1 protein-coding gene and 2 pseudogenes are annotated in these 17,397 nt (G+C 64.5%); all 3 read right to left on the bottom strand.

Annotated elements, in window-relative coordinates:
- Nucleotides 1-521: 521 nt before the first annotated feature.
- The 3 genes and pseudogenes from LZC95_16910 to LZC95_16900 all read right to left on the bottom strand — a co-directional run bounded on the left by LZC95_16910 (nucleotide 522) and on the right by LZC95_16900 (nucleotide 17,395).
- A pseudogene (locus LZC95_16910) lies at nucleotides 522-2,351 on the bottom strand (type I polyketide synthase).
- A gap of 345 nt (nucleotides 2,352-2,696) precedes the next feature.
- Nucleotides 2,697-15,398 (bottom strand): annotated as a pseudogene (locus LZC95_16905) (SDR family NAD(P)-dependent oxidoreductase).
- 704 nt (nucleotides 15,399-16,102) lie between these two features.
- On the bottom strand, nucleotides 16,103-17,395 hold the full coding sequence (locus LZC95_16900; GenBank protein WXA98505.1) for a glycosyltransferase: 1,293 nt from the start codon (nucleotides 17,393-17,395) through the stop codon (nucleotides 16,103-16,105).
- Nucleotides 17,396-17,397: the final 2 nt, after the last annotated feature.

Raw genomic sequence — 17,397 nt, 5'->3', positions numbered from 1 at the left:
TCGGCGACAATGGTCGCGAGCAGTGCCTCGTCGTCGTCGTTGGGGTCCAGGTCCACGTGACGCGAGACGACGCGCGTGCACTCGCTCGAGAGCATGCGGTACAAGCCGACCCGATCCGCGCCGCCGAGTCGGATGCTCCGGTTCTCGTGCGCCTCTAGACCGCGGGTCACGCACAGCGCCCACGCGCCCTCGCGGGGTCCCTCGTCAATCCACCGTTGAAGGTGCGCCACCCATTGCACCTCGCGCGCACGGCTTGCGCCGCACCCCACCAGGTCGATCCAGCCGTCGCAGCGACTCCAATCGATGGGGGGCGAGGCGCCGCTTTCCAGCACGTGCACTGCGCTTTCGCCGAACTGTCGCGCCAGGCGCGCGGCCAAACCTCGGGTTTCGGCATCGCAGAGGATGATCACCTCGCGCGGAGCCACCTGCTGCCAGGTCACGGGGCTGGGCTCCCAGTCCTTGGTCAGAAAGCGTTCGGCCCGATCTGGGTCCGTTGCCTGAGCAACCGCGGGTTTGAACTCGGGAATCCAATAGCGCTCTTGGGCAAACGGGTAGCCCGGCAGGCTGATACGCCGCGCCTCGCCTCCCGTGTGAAGTGGCTGCCAATCGAAGGTCAGCCCCTTCACCCACAGCTCCAGGATCTTGCTGTATTTGCCTTTTTGAATCCACGCGCCAATCAAGGCCGCCGTGTCTTCGTCCGCGTTCAGGCTGGCCAAGGCGTCTTTGTTCTTCTTTACCTCGCCGCGGTAGCACGCCTCGATTTCGTCCCGCTGCGAGGGCTCTTGCACGTACGCGGTCAACTTTTCGCGCAGTTCATCGAGGCTCCGCACCGCAAAGGCAAGCCGGTGGTCCATGGCCTCACGCCCGGTCTGCAACGTGTAGGCGATGCTCGCCAGGTCGGTGTCGGCGTGGATTTCCCGCGCGAGGTGCACCAACAACTGCCGCGCCTGCGCGTCCAATCGATCTTCCGTCTTCGCGGAGAGGACGATCAATGCCGGTCGGTCGCTGGTGGTCACGCGTCGTCCCCCGCGGTCGTATTCTTCGAGGATCACGTGCGCGTTGGCGCCGCCGGCTCCAAAGGAGGAGATGCCCGCGATGCGTGGATATTCACGCTGCACCCCGTCGACCTCGAGAACGGGCCGCTTCCACGCTTCGCGCGTTTGCTGCACGCGGAAGGGCGTCGTAGCAAAGTCGATGTGCGGGTTCAGCACCTGGGAATGCAAGCTCGGCACGAGGGTGCGGTACTTCATTTGCAACAGCACCTTGGTTACGGCTGCAATTCCTGCGGCGCTTTCCAGGTGCCCTATGTTCGATTTGGCCGAGCCGATGGCGCAATACTGCTTGTCCTGCGTGTAGCGGGAGAACGCCTGCGTCAAACCGGCGATTTCGATGGGATCGCCCAGGCTCGTGCCGGTGCCGTGCGCCTCGATGTAGCTGATTGCGCGCGGGTTCACGCGCGCCTCTTCCACGGCGCGTGCAATCACCTGCGCTTGGGCGATGGGATTTGGCACCGTGTAGCCGTTCGTTTTGCCTCCGTGGTTGATGCTCGTGCCCTTGATGACGCCATGAATGTGGTCGCCATCGGCCTCCGCCCGCGCCAAAGGCTTGAGCAATACGGCGCCGACGCCCTCGCCTGGCACGTAACCGTCGCCGCCCTGGCCGAAGCTCTCGCAGCGTCCCGTGCTGGAGGTGAATTGCCCCTGCGACAATGCCAAATACTTGTTGGGGTGCACGGAGACGTTGACCCCACCGGCAATGGCGAGTTCGCAGTCTCCCGTCATCAAGCTTCGCACGGCGAGATGGATCGCCGTCAGCGAGCTCGAACACATCGTGTCGACGGCGAGGCTCGGCCCGTGGAAGTTGCAGAAGTACGACACGCGGTTGGCGATGGAGGAGGCGTTGCCGGCGAGCGCAAAGGCCGGTCCGAGCATTTGCGCTTGGGCGCCGTAGAGCTGATACTCCTCGTACATGACGCCCACGAACACACCGACGTTGCCCTCGATGCCCGAGGCACGATGCTGCCGGAGCGCTTCGCGCGTGTAGCCGGCGTCCTCCAGCGTTCGATATACGCATTGCAGGAACAGGCGCTCCTGGGGGTCCAAGAAACCGGCGTCGCGCGGCGAGACGTTGAAGAACACCGGGTCGAATTCGTCGACGCCATCGATGAAGCCGCCCCACTTGCTGTAGCTCTTACCGAGTTTGCCTTTCTCCGGGTCGAAGTAGGCCGTGTGGTCCCAGCGTGCAGCGGGGATCTCGGTGATGCAGTCCCGTCCCGCTTCGAGGTTCTCCCAGAACGCGTGCACGTCCGCAGCCTGCGGATACTGGCCACTGAGTCCAATGATGGCCACCTCGAAGGGGCGCGGAACGAATGGATCGCCGGCATCTTGCCGGCGGTCCGCCGGCCTCTGGCCGGCTGGAGGCGTGCGGCGGGCCGCCTGGAAGGCGGCGGACCGCCGGCTGGAAGCCGGCGCTCCATACGGCGATCCATATGGCGGTGCTCCATATGGCGGTGCTCCATATGGCGGTGCTCCATATGGCGGTGCTCCATATGGCGGTGCACCATCCTCGGGCTGCGACGTGGGGGAGCGCGTTGGCTTCAACTCCGCGATCAGCGTGGGGCGGTGGGTTCGAAGGAAGTATTCCGCCAGGGAGTCGATGGTTTGATACTCGAACATCAGTGTCTTCGGCAATGGGCCGAATGTCGACTCGAGCTTGTTCACCAGGCCCAGGGCCATGATCGAATCGATGCCGTACTTCTCCAGCGGCGCATCGGTCTCGATGCGGTCCGAGGGCACCTTCAGCGTGGTGGCCAAAAGCTTTTTCAAATAGTGGCTCGTCTTCGGCAGAAGCTCGCCCGGTTCCTCCGATGTCGGCGCTTCATTCGCAACCGGCGCAACCCGGACGGACTGAGGACGCGCGGCAGTCCTGCGCAGCTCGTCCAACCGGCGCGCCGTGCCCGAGACCACCATCACTTGCGATTCGGTCGTTCGCCAGGCGCGGTAGAACATCTCGATACCCGCGTCGGTGCTCAATGCGCGGTAGCCCTGCTCGCGCATCACATCTTGGGCGCGCGCGTCGATGCCCATGCCGCCGTCGGCCCATAGTGGCCAATTGATTGACAGCGTCCGGCCTCGCCGTTCACCGAGTTTCACCCGCTCGTTGCGATGCGCCGCGAACCGATCCAAAAACGCATTGGCGGTCGCATAATCGCTTTGCCCCACGTTGCCGACGGCGCCGGCCCCGGAAGAGAACAACACGAGAAAATCCAGCGCGACATCGCGTGTGGCCTGGTCCAGGTTCACCGCGCCGAGCACCTTCGGCGCCATCACCGCGCGAAATTCCTCCGGGTCCTTTTTGAGCGCGAAGCTATCCTGAATCACACCCGCGCCGTGAAGCACGCCGTCCAATCGCCCGTATTGCGCGTGGATCCCCTGGATAACCTCGCGCACGGCCGAAGCATCCGTCACGTCCAGCACCTGGTAGCGCACGTTCGCGCCAAGCCTGCGCAGCCGTTCTTCGCGCTCCGGAGAGAGCACCGAGCGGCCGCCGAGAATGACCCGTGCATTCGCGACCCGCTGGACGACTTCCTTGGCGAACAGCTGGCCCAACGCACCCGCGCCGCCCGTAATGAGGTACACGCCGCCGTTCGTCCAGGGCATGCTCGTTCCTGCCTCGGCGCCGCCCTCGACGGGTCGCAAGACAAGGACTTCGCGCCGGCCCTCGACGTAGCGAACCTCGCCATCACCGGCCGCGCCCTCCGCGATGATCCGATCCAGCAGCGACGGCGTCGCCTGCGCCGGCAGGCCGAGCACTTGGCCGTGCAGCAGCGGGTTTTCCAAGCGTGCGCTCTTGAGCATTCCGCCCAAGGCCCGCAAAGCCCCTCCCCCGCTCGCCTCGTTCAACAGCACCTGCAACGACACCGGCCGGTGCGGCTTCGCGGCCAACAGTGCCCGCACCCGAGCCAACAACTGCTCGCCCATCGCCATCAGCGCGGCGCCGGCGTAGTCATCATCTCCGCCCGCCCGGGCGAGAATTTCCCAATGCGCCTCCGGATGCTTCGATTGCAATGCTGGCAACGAATCGCGATAGGCTTCGTCGAGACAAATCCAGCGCTCGTCATAGCTCTTCTCCGGCGCCGATGACTCGGCCGGTTCCCACTGCGGCCGAAGCAGCAGGCTTTCGGTCTCGTCCAGCGACGCATTCGGCAGCGCGCGCGAGGTAAGGCCCTTCAAGCGGACGCACACCCGACCCGCCTCATCGCAAATATCGATGTCCAGCTTTCGAAGGGAGCTGCCTGGCGTTGCCTCACGGGCCCGAACCACCGCCACCGCGCTCGAGGGGCTTCGGTCCAGGATCTCCAATGCCTCGAGCGCAAAGGGAAGCGACCCACGTGCGGCCGAAGCATCGCCGTCGGACATGGCCAACCCGATGGAGGCCTGCGCTGCACCATCGAGGATGCTCGGATGAAGGAAGTAGGCCCCTGCCGTCGCCCCCACACGCTCCGGAAGCGCGATCTCCGCGAGCACGCAGGGCTGACCCTCGATGTCCGTCCCGACGTGCATCCGCGTGAGGCTGCGGTGCGCGGGACCAAACGCCATGCCCATCGCCTCGAACATCGCGTAGCACGCCTCGACCGCGATCGGCTTCGCGCATTGCGCTCGCAACGCGGGCAAATCCACGGTCTCCGGCGTGCCGTCCCACCGCGCCGCTCGACCTTGCGCGTGGACGATTCGCTCCCCGTCCGCCGTCGTATAGATCTCGAACGCGACCTCGCCACCTTCCCCGGCCGACAGCCCAATATGAGCCTGCCGCGCCTCCGCGACGACCAGCGGTCGCTGCCAAACCACGTCGCGAAGCTCGACGCCCGCGGGGCCCTCCAGGGATTCCACCACGGCCGCCCGCGCCATTTCCAGATAGGCGACGGCCGGCAACACCTTTTCACCGCGAACCACGTGATCGCTCAGGAACGATTCGGCCCCGGTGAACTCGGAACTGAAACGCTGCTCGGCCAAAACGGACGTATTGCGCTGGAGCAAAGGATGAATGACCGCCGTCTTCGCCGCGACCGCCTCGTCGAACTCGAGCCAATAGCGCTCACGGGCGAACGGGTATGTGGGCAAATTCACGCGACGGGGCTTTGGCTCGCCATGCAGCGCCGCCCAATCGAGGTGCAGACCCTTGGCCCAGAGATTCAACAGTTGGTCGTATTTGCCGCGCTGAATCCACTTCTCCAATGTTTCGGCAAAATCCGAATCGGCCGTGAGCGTGGCCAGTGATTCCTTGTCGCTTCGCGTCTCCCCACAATAGAACTCGGGGATCTCACCGCGGGTCGCCTTGCCCGCGAGGTAGGCCGTCAGCTTCTCGCGCGCCTGCGCCACGCTCTTTGCCGCGAAGGCCAGCCGATGCTCCATCGCTTCGCGCCCAATCTGCAGCGTGTAGGCGATGTCCGTGAGATCGCTCTCCGTGTACTCCACGGAGGACAACTCCAAGAGCAGTTGCTCGGCTTGGGCCCTCAATCGATCGTGCGTCTTCGCCGAGAGCACCAGCAGCGCGGGATGCTCCTGCGTGGGTGCACGCGACGCGTCCCGCCCCGCTTCCGCGTATTGCTCGAGCACCACGTGCGCATTCGCGCCGCCGACGCCAAAGCTGCTCACCCCCGCCCGCCGCGGCGCCACGCGCCCATCGGCCTCGCGAAGCTCGGGCCAGTCGCGCGTTTCCCTCGCCAAATAGAACGGGCTATTCTCCAATTGCAAATACGGATTGGGCTCTTTCAAGTGCGCATTGCCGGGAATGCGCCCGTGGCGAAGCATCATCAGCACCTTGACGAGCCCCGCCATGCCGGCCACCGCCTCCAGGTGGCCGATGTTCGTCTTCAGCGAGCCCAATCCGCAATGCGGCTCGACGGGCTCCGTGATCCCTTGTCCGGCGTACAGCTGCGCAAAGGCGCTCTTGAGACCGTTGATCTCGATGGGATCGCCCAGCGGCGTTCCCGTGCCGTGCGTCTCGATGTACCCCACCGTGCGCACGTCGATGCCCGCATGGCGGTACGCGGCCACGAGCAAGGCTTGCTGCGCAACCGGATTCGGCGCCGTCGGCGACGTTGCCTTGCCGCCGTGGTTCTCCGCGATGCCTCGAATCAAGCCGTAAACGGGATCGCCATCCGCGCGAGCCTTGCTCAGCGGCTTGATGAACAGGGCCACGACGCCCTCTCCGCGGCCGTAGCCATCCGCACCGCGATCGAAGGTCTTGCAACGGCCATCCTCGCTGAGCATGCCCGCTGCGCTCGCGCCGATCGTAATGTCGGGCGTGGCCATGACGTTGACGCCACCGACCACCGCCGCGTCGCATTCGCCGGAGCGCAGGCACCCCACGGCGCGGTGCAGGGCCACCAAGGAGCTGGAGCACGCCGTGTCGACGGCCTCGCTCGGCCCGTGCAAGTTCAAAAGGTAGGAAACCCGATTGGCCGCCATGAAATGGAACAAGTACGAGCCCTGGGAATACGAAGTTCCCAATACGCGCTGGCGGTGCAAAATGTCTTTGTAATCGGCGGTGGTGATGCCGATGAAGACACCGGTGTTCGTTCCGGCGAGGCTGCTCGGCCGGTGGCCCGCGTCCTCGATGCAGGCCCACGCCGCTTGGATGAAGAGGCGCTGCTGCGGATCCATCCCCAGGGCCTCCAGTGGGGAAATCCCGAAGAACAGCGGGTCGAAGCAGTCGGCATCGGCCATGAAGCCGCCCCACCTCGCGCGGGTCTTGCCGGGTTCCGACTTGGCGTCGCCGTAATACTGCCGCCAATCCCAGCGATCGGCCGGCACTTCGCCAATCAAATCGCGATTGGCCTCTACGTTTTTCCAAAGTTCGCGCACGCTGGCCGAACCCGGGAATCGCCCGCTCAGGCCCACGATGGCCATGGGTTCCTCGCGAGCGGGGGCGATCTCACCTTTGGGCGCGGCCACCGCAGGGCTCCGTCGCTGACCCGCGCGCGGTACACGCAGGACGCCGACCGGCTCCGTCCGAGCCGCCGGAGCCTTCGGCGCATCCCCCCCGTCCAACTTCGCGCGGAGCTGCGGCCCGTGGTTCTGGAGGAGGTATTCCCCCAGCGCTGCCAAGGTGGAGCACTCGAAGAACACCGTCGGCATGAGTGCCAAGCCGTATCGCCGGTTCAGATCGTTCGCGAACTCGGTGAACATGACCGAGTCGAAGCCGTAGCGGGAGAGCTCGGCCTGCGCCTCGACGTTGCGCACGTCGACCTTCATCAGCGCGCTAACGTCTCGTATCAATTCCTGAACGAGTCGATTCATCAGCGCATCGCCCTTGCCGGCGGGTGCCTGCTCCGACGAGGACGCGGACGCAGCGGCGGCCTGCGCCGGCGGCTCCTGCTTCTTCGTGGCCGCCGAATCGCCGGCAAAGAGGACCGCGCGAATCTTCTGTACATCGCCCGCAGCGACCAGCACCTGCGCGGGCTTCTCCACGAGTGCGCCCACCAGCGAGGTCATACCGGTTTGGCTATCCATGGCGCGCAGGCCGGTGAGTCGCTCGTGCAGCTCCTGCACTTGCGCATCGAGGTGCATGCCGCCGTCTCGCCATAGTGGCCAGTTCACCGAGAGGGTGTGGCCGTGACGCTCACCGCGACGAACGCGCTCGTTGCGATGGTGCGCGAAGGCATCGAGGAAGGCATTGGCGCCGGCGTAGTCGGCCTGCCCCGCGTTGCCCCCCGATGCCAGCGAGGAGAACAGCACCATGAATTCCAGCGGCAGATCCCGCGTTGCCTCATCGAGCGCCAAGGCGCCCGCGACCTTCGGGGTCAGCACCGCGTGCACTTGCTCCGCGGTCTTGTTCAACAAGTACGCATCGCGCGTGAGGCCTGCGCAATGGATGATGCCCGTGAGGCGCCCGAATTCTCGCTGAATTCCCGCCACCTGGTCGCGCACCTGCTTGGCATCGGACACATCGCAAACCAGGTATTCGATGTCGATACCCTGCCGGCGCAACTGCTCCAGCGCGGAACGCGGGCTGCCCTCCAGCGCTGTGCGTCCGCTCGCAAGAATCTTCACGCCCTCGACGGCGCCGAAGTGCCGCGCGACGATGCGCCCGAGACCACCCAAGCCTCCGGTGATCCACACCACGCTTCCCGCACGCACGACCTGCGCGGTGGAGGCCTGCTTGGGCAGGGTCGTCTCCCGCCACACGCGCACCCGGCGCTCGAGGGTCCCCTCCTCGTAGCGCACTTCGAGCTCGGCATTGCCGCTCGTCAGCTCGTGCTCCACGCGTTCCACGAGCTGCGCGTATTGGCCCGCGGTCGTATGGCGCACGACCTTGCAAAGAAGCTTCGAATGCTCCAACCGCGCCGACTTCAGAAGCCCCACGAGCGCGGCGTGCACATGGGCGTCTTTCTCCTCCACGAGCACCACGAAGGGCTGCGGACGCTGCGCCTTGCTGGTCATGCAGCCCTTCAAGAGCCCCATGACCGTGAGAAAGTTCTCCTCGATGGCCCGCGCCGGATTGTGGCCCGCCGGAGCGAGCACTTCGACCCGGGCTCCTCGCCAACGACCCTCGATGGCCTGGCGCAGCGTGGCGTCGGGCGCGGAAAGGCAGAAAATCGGCGGCTCCGTGGAATCCGTATTTCGTGAGGGCGCCAGCGGATGCTCTTCCCATTGCGGGGCGGCGTACACGACGTCGGCGGGCGCAGGAACGCTGGCGGCAATGGCCATGTAACCGCGAATCGCCATCGCGCAATGACCGTGCTCGTCGACCACGTCGATATCGTACTTGCGAGCCTTTTGCGTCCCCGCGCTTTCGCGCACGTACACGTAGGCGCTCGCGGGCATGTCCGCGTAAATCCACAATGCGTCCAGACTGTACGGGAATCGCCACTGCCGTTGGCCATCTTGAATCAACGAAAGGAACGCCGCGGGCTCCAAGATGGAATTGCCCACGTGCGGGTGCAGCACGTAATTCTCGTCACCGTGCGCGCGGGGCCGCAAACGCACCAGCGCTTCTTTCTCGGAATGGATCAACGACTCGATGCGCGACTTCTCGTAGACCGCCGCCATCTGCATCGTCGCCGCACGCGTTTCCGCGTCCGCCGTTTGGCCGCACCGCGCACGAATGCCCTGGATGTCCAGTGCCGGGGGCGGCGCCGGGCGATCGTCGAAGATTAGCCGCCCTTGGGCATGCGTGACCTTTCGTGCATCCGCGGCCGTCTCCACCGTGTAGGTCCAGCCATCGCTCGCGGTCGCCAAGCGCACGCGCACGTCGCAGGCGCGGTCCTGAATGACCAGCGGGGCGACCCAAAGCGCGTTTCGTATGCCGACGACCTTTTTGCCATTTCCGGTCTCGCCCGCGAGGCGCGCCATTTCCAAGTACGCCGGGGCCGGAAATACCTGCCCGTGCTCCGCGAGAAACCATTCCGAGCCGGTGAAGGCGCTGGAGAATTCGCGCTGCTCTCGGGTGGAGACATCCCGGTGCAGCAAGGGATGCAGCGGCGCGGTGTCCTCCAGCAAGCGCGAGGTGAGGCCGCGCAAGCGCAGGCACACGCGACCATGCTCGTCGCACACCTCCACGTCCAGCTTTTGCAATTTTTGCTGCTGCGAGCCGCCGTCGGCATGCGCTCGAATGAAGGCATACGAGCGCATCGGGGTGCGCCCGAGGATCTCGATGCTCTCGAGCGCGAAGGGCATGCCGAGACCGACCGCAGCACCGCCAGAGGCCATGCTCTGGTGCACGAACACCAATCCCAACGAGGCCTGGAACGCGCTATCGAGCACGCTGGGGTGCACGACGAATTGCTCGTGGGTGTCCGCCACGCACGCGGGCAGCACGATTTCCGCGATGACCTGCAGCTCGCCGGCGCCCTTTCGGCGCACACCGAGGGTCCGCAAACCGCGGTGCGCCGGACCGTAGGCGATGCCCATGGTCTGGTAAGCTTCGTAGCAACGATCCGCGCCGATCGATTGCTCCCGGCCCGCGAGCACCGCCTGGAACTCCGAGGCGTCGGGCTCGGGTTCTTCGCCCTCGAACAAAACGGCCCGCCCTTGGGCGTGCACGGCCGCTTCCGTCACGACTTCGAAATCGATCTCGCCCGACTCCTGCGCCGTCAACCGAATTTGGACCTCGGCGGGCTGGTCGACCACGATCGGCCGCAGCCAGACGACGTTCTCGAGCCGCACGTGCACCGGATGATTCGGTGCGACGTCGCCGAGGGAGGCCACGACCGCCGCACGGGCCATTTCCAAGTAGCAAACGCCGGGCAATACCTTTTGGCCACCGACGACGTGGTCGCGCAAGAAGCTTTCGGCGCCGCCAAACGTCGACGCAAAGCGCTGCACCTCGAAGTCCGAGGTATTTCGGTGCAACAGAGGGTGCAGCGCACGGGAATCGCCCGAATCGAGCGCACTCGCCGCCGGCGGGCTCGCGATCTGCACCGCATAGCGCTCCCGCGCAAAGGGATACGTCGGCAGTGCGAGGCGCCTAGGCTTGACCTGGCCATAGAGGCGTCGCCAATCGACATTGAATCCACGCGCCCAAAGGTCCATCAGCCGCGGCCACTTCGCGTGCGCGATGCAATCCTCCGCGATGAGGGACTGCTCATCCTCCGTGAGGCTCGAATCGCCGTGGCCCTTGGCCCGAATGGCCGCGGACGTCTCCCCCCCCACGAAGCGCTGGAGCTCCTGCTGCAGCGCCGACAAGGAGTCGACGATGAAGCCGACACGGCTCTCCATCGCGTCCCTTCCCACCTGCAGGGTGTAGGCAAGATCGTGCAGCTCGCCTTCGTCTCGGTCCCGAAGCGCCGCAAGCAACTGCTCGGCCCGCGCCATCAGCCGATCGTCGTTGCGCGCGGAGAGCACCACGAGCGCGGGCCCTCGCCCGACCCCGTTGCGTGGTATATTCACGTATTGCTCCACCACGAGGTGCGCATTGGTGCCGCTGAAGCCGAAGGAGCTAATCGCCGCGAGGCGCGATCCACGCGCGTTCACCGGCCAGGGTTTCAACTGCGTATTCACGTACACCGGGCTGTTTGCAAAGTCGATGTGCGGGTTTGGCTGCTCGTAGTGGATGCTCGGCGGCATCTGCCCGTGCTGCATGCTCAGGCACACCTTGATGAGGCCCAGCACCCCGGATGCCGCCGTCGTATGGCCGATGTTCGCCTTCAACGCGCCAATGCCGCAAAATTGCTTTTTGTCGGTGAATTGACGAAAAGCCTCGCTCAGCGCATGAATCTCGATCGGGTCGCCCAGTTTGGTGCCCGTGCCGTGGGCCTCGACGTACTGAATATCCTCGGCGGGAATGTTGGACCGCCGGTAAACGGATTCGACCAAACGGCTTTGCGACAGGAAACTGGGCACCGTAATGCCCGATGTTTTGCCGTCCTGGTTCGTGCCACTGGCTCGAATCACGCCATAGATTCGGTCATTGTCGGCTTGCGCGTCCGCGAGGCGCTTCAGAACGACGATGCCCACGCCATCCCCGACCACGGTGCCATCCGCCTCGTGATCGAAGGGCCTGCATCGACCTTTGGGCGAAAGCATCCCCGCGCTCTGCATCGACACGAAGCCGATCGGGTGATTGAACACGGTGATTCCGCCGGCAATTGCGGCATCCACCTGGTACGCCTGGAGCTTTTGGCATGCGAGGTGAATAGCCACCAGCGACGAGGAGCACGTGGTGTTGATGGCCAGCGCGGGCCCTTTGAGATTCAGGAAATACGAGGTCCTCGCGGCCAGGATGCCATTGTCATTTCCCAACATGGAGAAATGCGTGGGCTCCGCGTTGGGCGCAGTGGATTGCACGGCACCGAGAATGACGGCCACGTCCTGCCCGCCGAGGGAACCGGGCGCGTAACCGGCGTCCTCGATGGCCGCATAACAGGCCTCGAGGGCGATGCGCTGCACACCGTCCATGGCCTGCGCCTCGCGCGGCGAGATGCTGAAAAAGGCGCTATCGAAGCATTCCGTCTCCGCCATGGCACCGTAGCGGATGACGCGGTCGAGGCCGTGGCTCGCGAGCACGTCGCGCCATTGTTCGTCTTGGGCAAAGTCGACGCATTCGCGCCCGTCGCGAACGAGCTCCCAGAATTCCGCCGCATTGCGCGCCCCCGCGCACCGGGACGATAGTCCAATGATGGCAATGGCGCCGTCATCCTTGGGCGCCGGCGTCACGACGGGCCTCGCGGGCTCGCCCGCGGGTTCGATCGCGGGTTCGAACTTATCGGCGACCGCCTCCGGCTTTGCCGGCAGAGACCGGAGCACGTAATCCGCCAGCAAACGGATGCTGCTGAATTCGAACACCACGCTGCTCGGCAGCTGCAGCCCGAAGAGGCGATTGATCGCGTCCACGAGCTCGATGGCATTGATCGAGCTCACGCCCAGATCGCCAAACGCGGTGTCGTAGCCAAAGTCGCCCGATTGAAGCCGCAAGATGCGGCAAAACTCCGTCTTGACCCGCTCTTTGATGCCGTTGCGCGAACCATCCTCCTTGATGGGAATGGCCTTTTTCTCCTCGGCCTCGACCCAGCAACGGCGCTTCTCGAACGGATACGTCGGCAGCGGGATCCGGCGGTATCCATCGCCCGCAAAGAGGCGCTCGTAGCCCAGACGGTAGCCCTGTGCATACAGCTCGGCGAGCGTCGACAGCCGTTGCACGTATTCACCGTCCGACACGCCACGGGCGCACTGCTCGATGCACTCGTTTCCGGTTTGCAACCGCGATTCCTGTTCGCGAAGCTTTCCGGTCGGCACGGAGACGTACACCTTGCCCCTGGCGCGCCCATCCCGGAGCAAGCCGATCAACTCGTTCGTGTCGCGGGCGACGCAGGCCAGACGATGCTCGAGGTGCTTGCGCCCGACGAGCAGCGTATATGCGACGTTGCCGAGGTCGAGGGCCGGGTTCTCTTCGACGTGCCGCCGTAGCCGCTCGACCTGCTCCTCGAGCTGGCCCGCCGTTCGGGCGGAGAGCACGACGAGGTAGCCGGGACGCTCGCCGTGTGTGCGATGGGCGGGCGGTGCCTCTTCGAGAACCATGTGCGCGTTGGTGCCGCTCATTCCAAACGAGCTCACGGCCGCCAAGCGCCGCTGACCGGGCGCCGTCTCCCAATCGCGCAAGGTGGTGTTGACGTAGAAAGGGCTATTCTCGAAATCGATATGCGAATTGCCCCGCTCGAAATGCAACGACGGCGGGATGCGTCGGTGTTGCAGCGCAAGCACGCACTTGACGACACCGGCCAACCCGGAGGCCGCGGTGGTGTGCCCGATGTTGGTCTTGATCGAGCCAATCGCGCAGAAGTGCTTCTTGTCCGTATCTTTGCGGAAAGCTTTGGTCAGCGCCTGGTACTCGATGGGATCGCCGAGCCTCGTTCCGGTGCCATGGGCTTCCACCATCTGGATCTCTTCGGCGTGGATGCCAAAGGTCTCGTACACCTCGCGCTCCAACCGCTCCTGGGACAGGGCGCTCGGGGCGGTGATGCCATTCGTCGTGCCATCCTGGTTGATCGCCGAGCCGCGGATGATCGCCCGCACGGGATCGCCGTCGGCGATCGCATCGCTCAGGCGCTTGAGCAGCACGGCGCCCACGCCCTCACCGGGCACGAAGCCATCCGCGCGATCGTCGAAGGTGTGGCAGCGGCCATTCGGGGAGAGCATTCCCGTGCGCGACGCCATCACATAAAAGCTGGGGGTGCACTGCAAGTAGACGCCACCGGCCAGTGCCAAGTCGACTTCCCCGGCGCGCAAAGCCTGGCAAGCGAGGTGCATCGCCACCAGGGAGCTGGAGCAGGCCGAGTCGATGGTCATGGCCGGGCCCCGTAGGTCGAGGCTGTAGGCAATGCGCGCCGAGAGTATCGACGCGGCGCTCCCCATCATCGCCTCCGGGGGCGTCGAGGCATCGTCTTTGAAAAGCTGCGAATAGTCGCCGCCGTTGCAGCCGACGTACACGCCGCAACGGTGGCCCTCGATGCTTAGACCCGCGTAGCCTGCGTCCTCCAAGGCCCGCCAGCCCTCCTGCAGGAACAACCGCTGCTGCGGGTCCATGTAGGTCGCTTCGATGCCCGAGATGTTGAAAAACAGGTGATCGAAGTGCTCGATCTCCTGGAGGAAGCCACCGCGTAGGCAACCGTTTTCGATGTTGGCCGCCGCGTACTCGCGGGCGAGGTCCCAACGGGTGATCGTCTCCGTGAGCTCCGTGCCCCGTGCGAGATGCTCCCAAAGCTCGTCCACGGTGTTGGCCCGCGCATAGCGGGCGCTCATGCCGATGATAGCTATCGATTCCCGCGGCGATGACGCCTTGGTCTCGGGCGCCGGGCTCGCCGGCTTCGTCACCGCGGGGAATCGCCGCGGGGCCTGCGCTTCCTTCGGCGCTGGCTCCGGCGAGGCCGCCGAGAGCAGCGCTGCGATGCCATCGCGGTACTCGGCAAAAATGTGCCCCGCAAGCTTGTTGGTGCTTGGGTAATCGAACACGCTGGTGGTGGTCAGCTTGATCGACAGCGCCTTGTTGATCGCGTCCGTCGTGCGGACACCCATGATCGAGTCGAGCCCGTAATCGGCAAAAGACTCGTCGGGATCGATCGCATCGCGCTCCATCCTCAACGTGGCACTCAATTGATCGAGCAGCGTCTGCAAAATGTGCTCGCGCACCGCGCGGTCGTCGATCCCATGGGTCGGCTCCGGAGCGCGTGGGATCTCACGACGAACCTCGTGGCGAACCTCTGGACGGGGTGCGCGTGTCGCAGGCTGGCGAATCACACCGTCGCTCTGGGCCACGATGATCTGCTGCCCCTGCCCCTCCGCGGCGCGCGCGACCGAGTGAAAGCCTTCCGCTTCCAGGGCGCGTTCCCATCCTTCGAACGTCAGCGCCGGGGTGCCCGGGAGGCGCAAGGCCTCGTCCTCGTACAGCCACCACCCTTCGAGCAGCCCAAACGTGAGGTGCGTAAAGAGATTGCGACCATGGAGCTCGTTGAGCACCAGCACCCCGTTGCCTTGCAACGCCGCTTTGGCATTGCGCAACGTCACGCGGATATTCTTGGTCGCATGCAGCACGTTCGCCGCGATGACCACATCGTAGACCCCTGCAGAAATTCCCTGTTCGGCGAGCGGTTGCTCGACATTGAAGATGGCCGTCTTCAGGTACGAATACCGAGGCGCGTAGTGGTCCTGCGCGTGCAGGAGAAACGCTTTGGACAAATCGGTATAGCCGTATTCGGCCACCGAGCCTGCATGGGGTGCGAGGCGCTCGAGCACGCCCTCGCTCGTTCCGCCAGTGCCCGCGCCAATCTCCAGGATGCGAACGCGCGCCTCGGGGTCTTGCCGGATCCGGGCCTCCACGAAGGCGACCACGATGTCGGCGACCACGGCATTGAACGCATCCGCCCCGCGATTGCGCTTGTAGATACCCTCCACCAAATGCATCGACGAATCGGGAAAGAGAACGTCGGTCGCGCGTTTCCGGCCGGTGAGAATCTCGGGCAGGGCGCGCAATGTCGCATCCAGCAGCTGCACTTGCGCGCTCAATGCCGGATCATTTCGCCATTCGCGTTGATTCGTCTCCCACTCCGACCACAGCGCAGCACCAGAAGCAACCTCGGGATCCCGCAAGGTGCAACGCCCGTTTTCCACGCGGATGGTTCCATGCTCCTGCAACGCGCGCAGACTCTCCTGCAGCCAGCGCTCGTAGAGCGCAGGAAGTTCGACCCGTTGCTTCCAAGCATCCAACGATGACGCTTCGAACAATCCCAGTGACCGTAGTTGCATGCACATCAAACCATGCAGCAGCCGGTGCAACGTTCGGGCAGAGTGCTCCATCCGTACTGAATTCTCAGTGAATTCCATTGGATACTTTCCGAGACCTGACGCGATCGTCGATGATGGAACGTCTTGTGATGCATCGCAACGTGGAAATCCGTTCAATCGGATTTGATATCACCGTACCAAAAACGGTGTCATCCAATCACATGACAAGAATGTTTCGAATCGTTCACGAGGCTTATCGGGTGGACCTATCGATGTCCGGACACCGATTCAATCGTTGTTATTTCGACTACCACAAATAGCTATTCTCGACGAACGCGCCCCGCACATCGCAGTACGTGCGCACAGTGCGGGGCGCGCGACCATCACAAAGAACCTAGGTGATGCTGCGCCTCGAGGCCTTCGCCATTGAGACGGTGTTTTCCAAATTCACTGACCAACCGCTGTGCGGCGATTTTCGCCCCATCGGGCACGATGCGGGCTGCCAGGGCGCGGGCCCCCTCTTTGATTTCCGGCCGAGAACATTCGCGCAGCGCAGAGGCCAATCCTTCCGAGGTCAAGGCTTTGCGGGCGGAGCACGGGACCCCTGCCCCCAATTCTTGCACCCTTCGCGAAAAATAATACTGATCGTAAATGTGCGGCACGATGACTTGCGGACTTCCGGATTTCGATGCCGTGGTCGTCGTCCCTGCCCCGCCGTGGTGCACCACCGCCGCCACCCGGGGAAATAGCTTTTCGTGATTGACGTCCCCGATGGAGATGCAATCGGCGCCAGCGTCGGCGAGACGGAGATTTCCCCATCCTTGTGAAAGAATCGAACGAAGCCCCGCTGCCCGCGCGGCATCGATGAGCAGCTTTCCCGTTTGGTCCGCCGCCTGCATGCTGCCAAAACCGAAATAGACGGGAGGCTCGCCGCCGGAGAGGAATTTCTCGAGTTCGTCCGGCAACGCGCTTTGATTCGGCAGAAGCCAGGCTCCGGTCTGGACAATCTCCAGGTCCGCGGCCGGAGCGGCCGGTGCCAAGACGGGGTCCGCGGCAAGCCACGGGCGATCCGTGAAGACATGGCGCTGGACATTTTCGACGCGGGGCAAACCCAATTTGGCGCGCTCCTCGTTCAATGTCGTGAGGAATGCCACGCTGAACATCCAGCCGTCCATCTTCCAGAGAAGACGATTGGCAAACGACGGCAGCCCCCGCGGATATTGGAACCCCAGGGGCGGCGGGGCGTGGGGCGGATAATCGGGCGACGGGAACACCGACGGCGAAAAGCCCACGAATACGTAGGGGATCTTGAGCGTTTCGGCGATCGAGCGCGCCGCAATTTGCAATGCGGTTGCAGCAACGATGAGGTCGCAGCCGCGGGCGGCCTCGGTGAGCACCTGGAATTGGTCGCGAACGGTGGAAGCGGCCATCTCCTTCATTTGCTTCATGGTGGGCTTGACCGGCTTACCGTCTTTGGTCTGGGCCGCACCGCCTTGCATGGTCTTCAAATCCGGCCCTATCGGAATGCAACGTAGCCCGAATGACTCCACCCATTCTTTGAAGTTCGGGGCTACGCACAAGCTCACATCGTTTCCCAGCGCCCGCAATTCGAGTGCGAGCGCCAGGAGCGGTTGCACATCGCCGCGTGAGCCGATGGAGGAAATCAGTACTTTCATAT

The organism is Sorangiineae bacterium MSr12523 (genome assembly GCA_037157775.1).
Classification (GTDB): Bacteria; Myxococcota_A; Polyangia; order Polyangiales; family Polyangiaceae; genus Pendulispora; species Pendulispora brunnea.
Note: the sequence above shows the minus strand (reverse complement) of the source record. Positions and strands in the feature narration are given on the sequence as shown.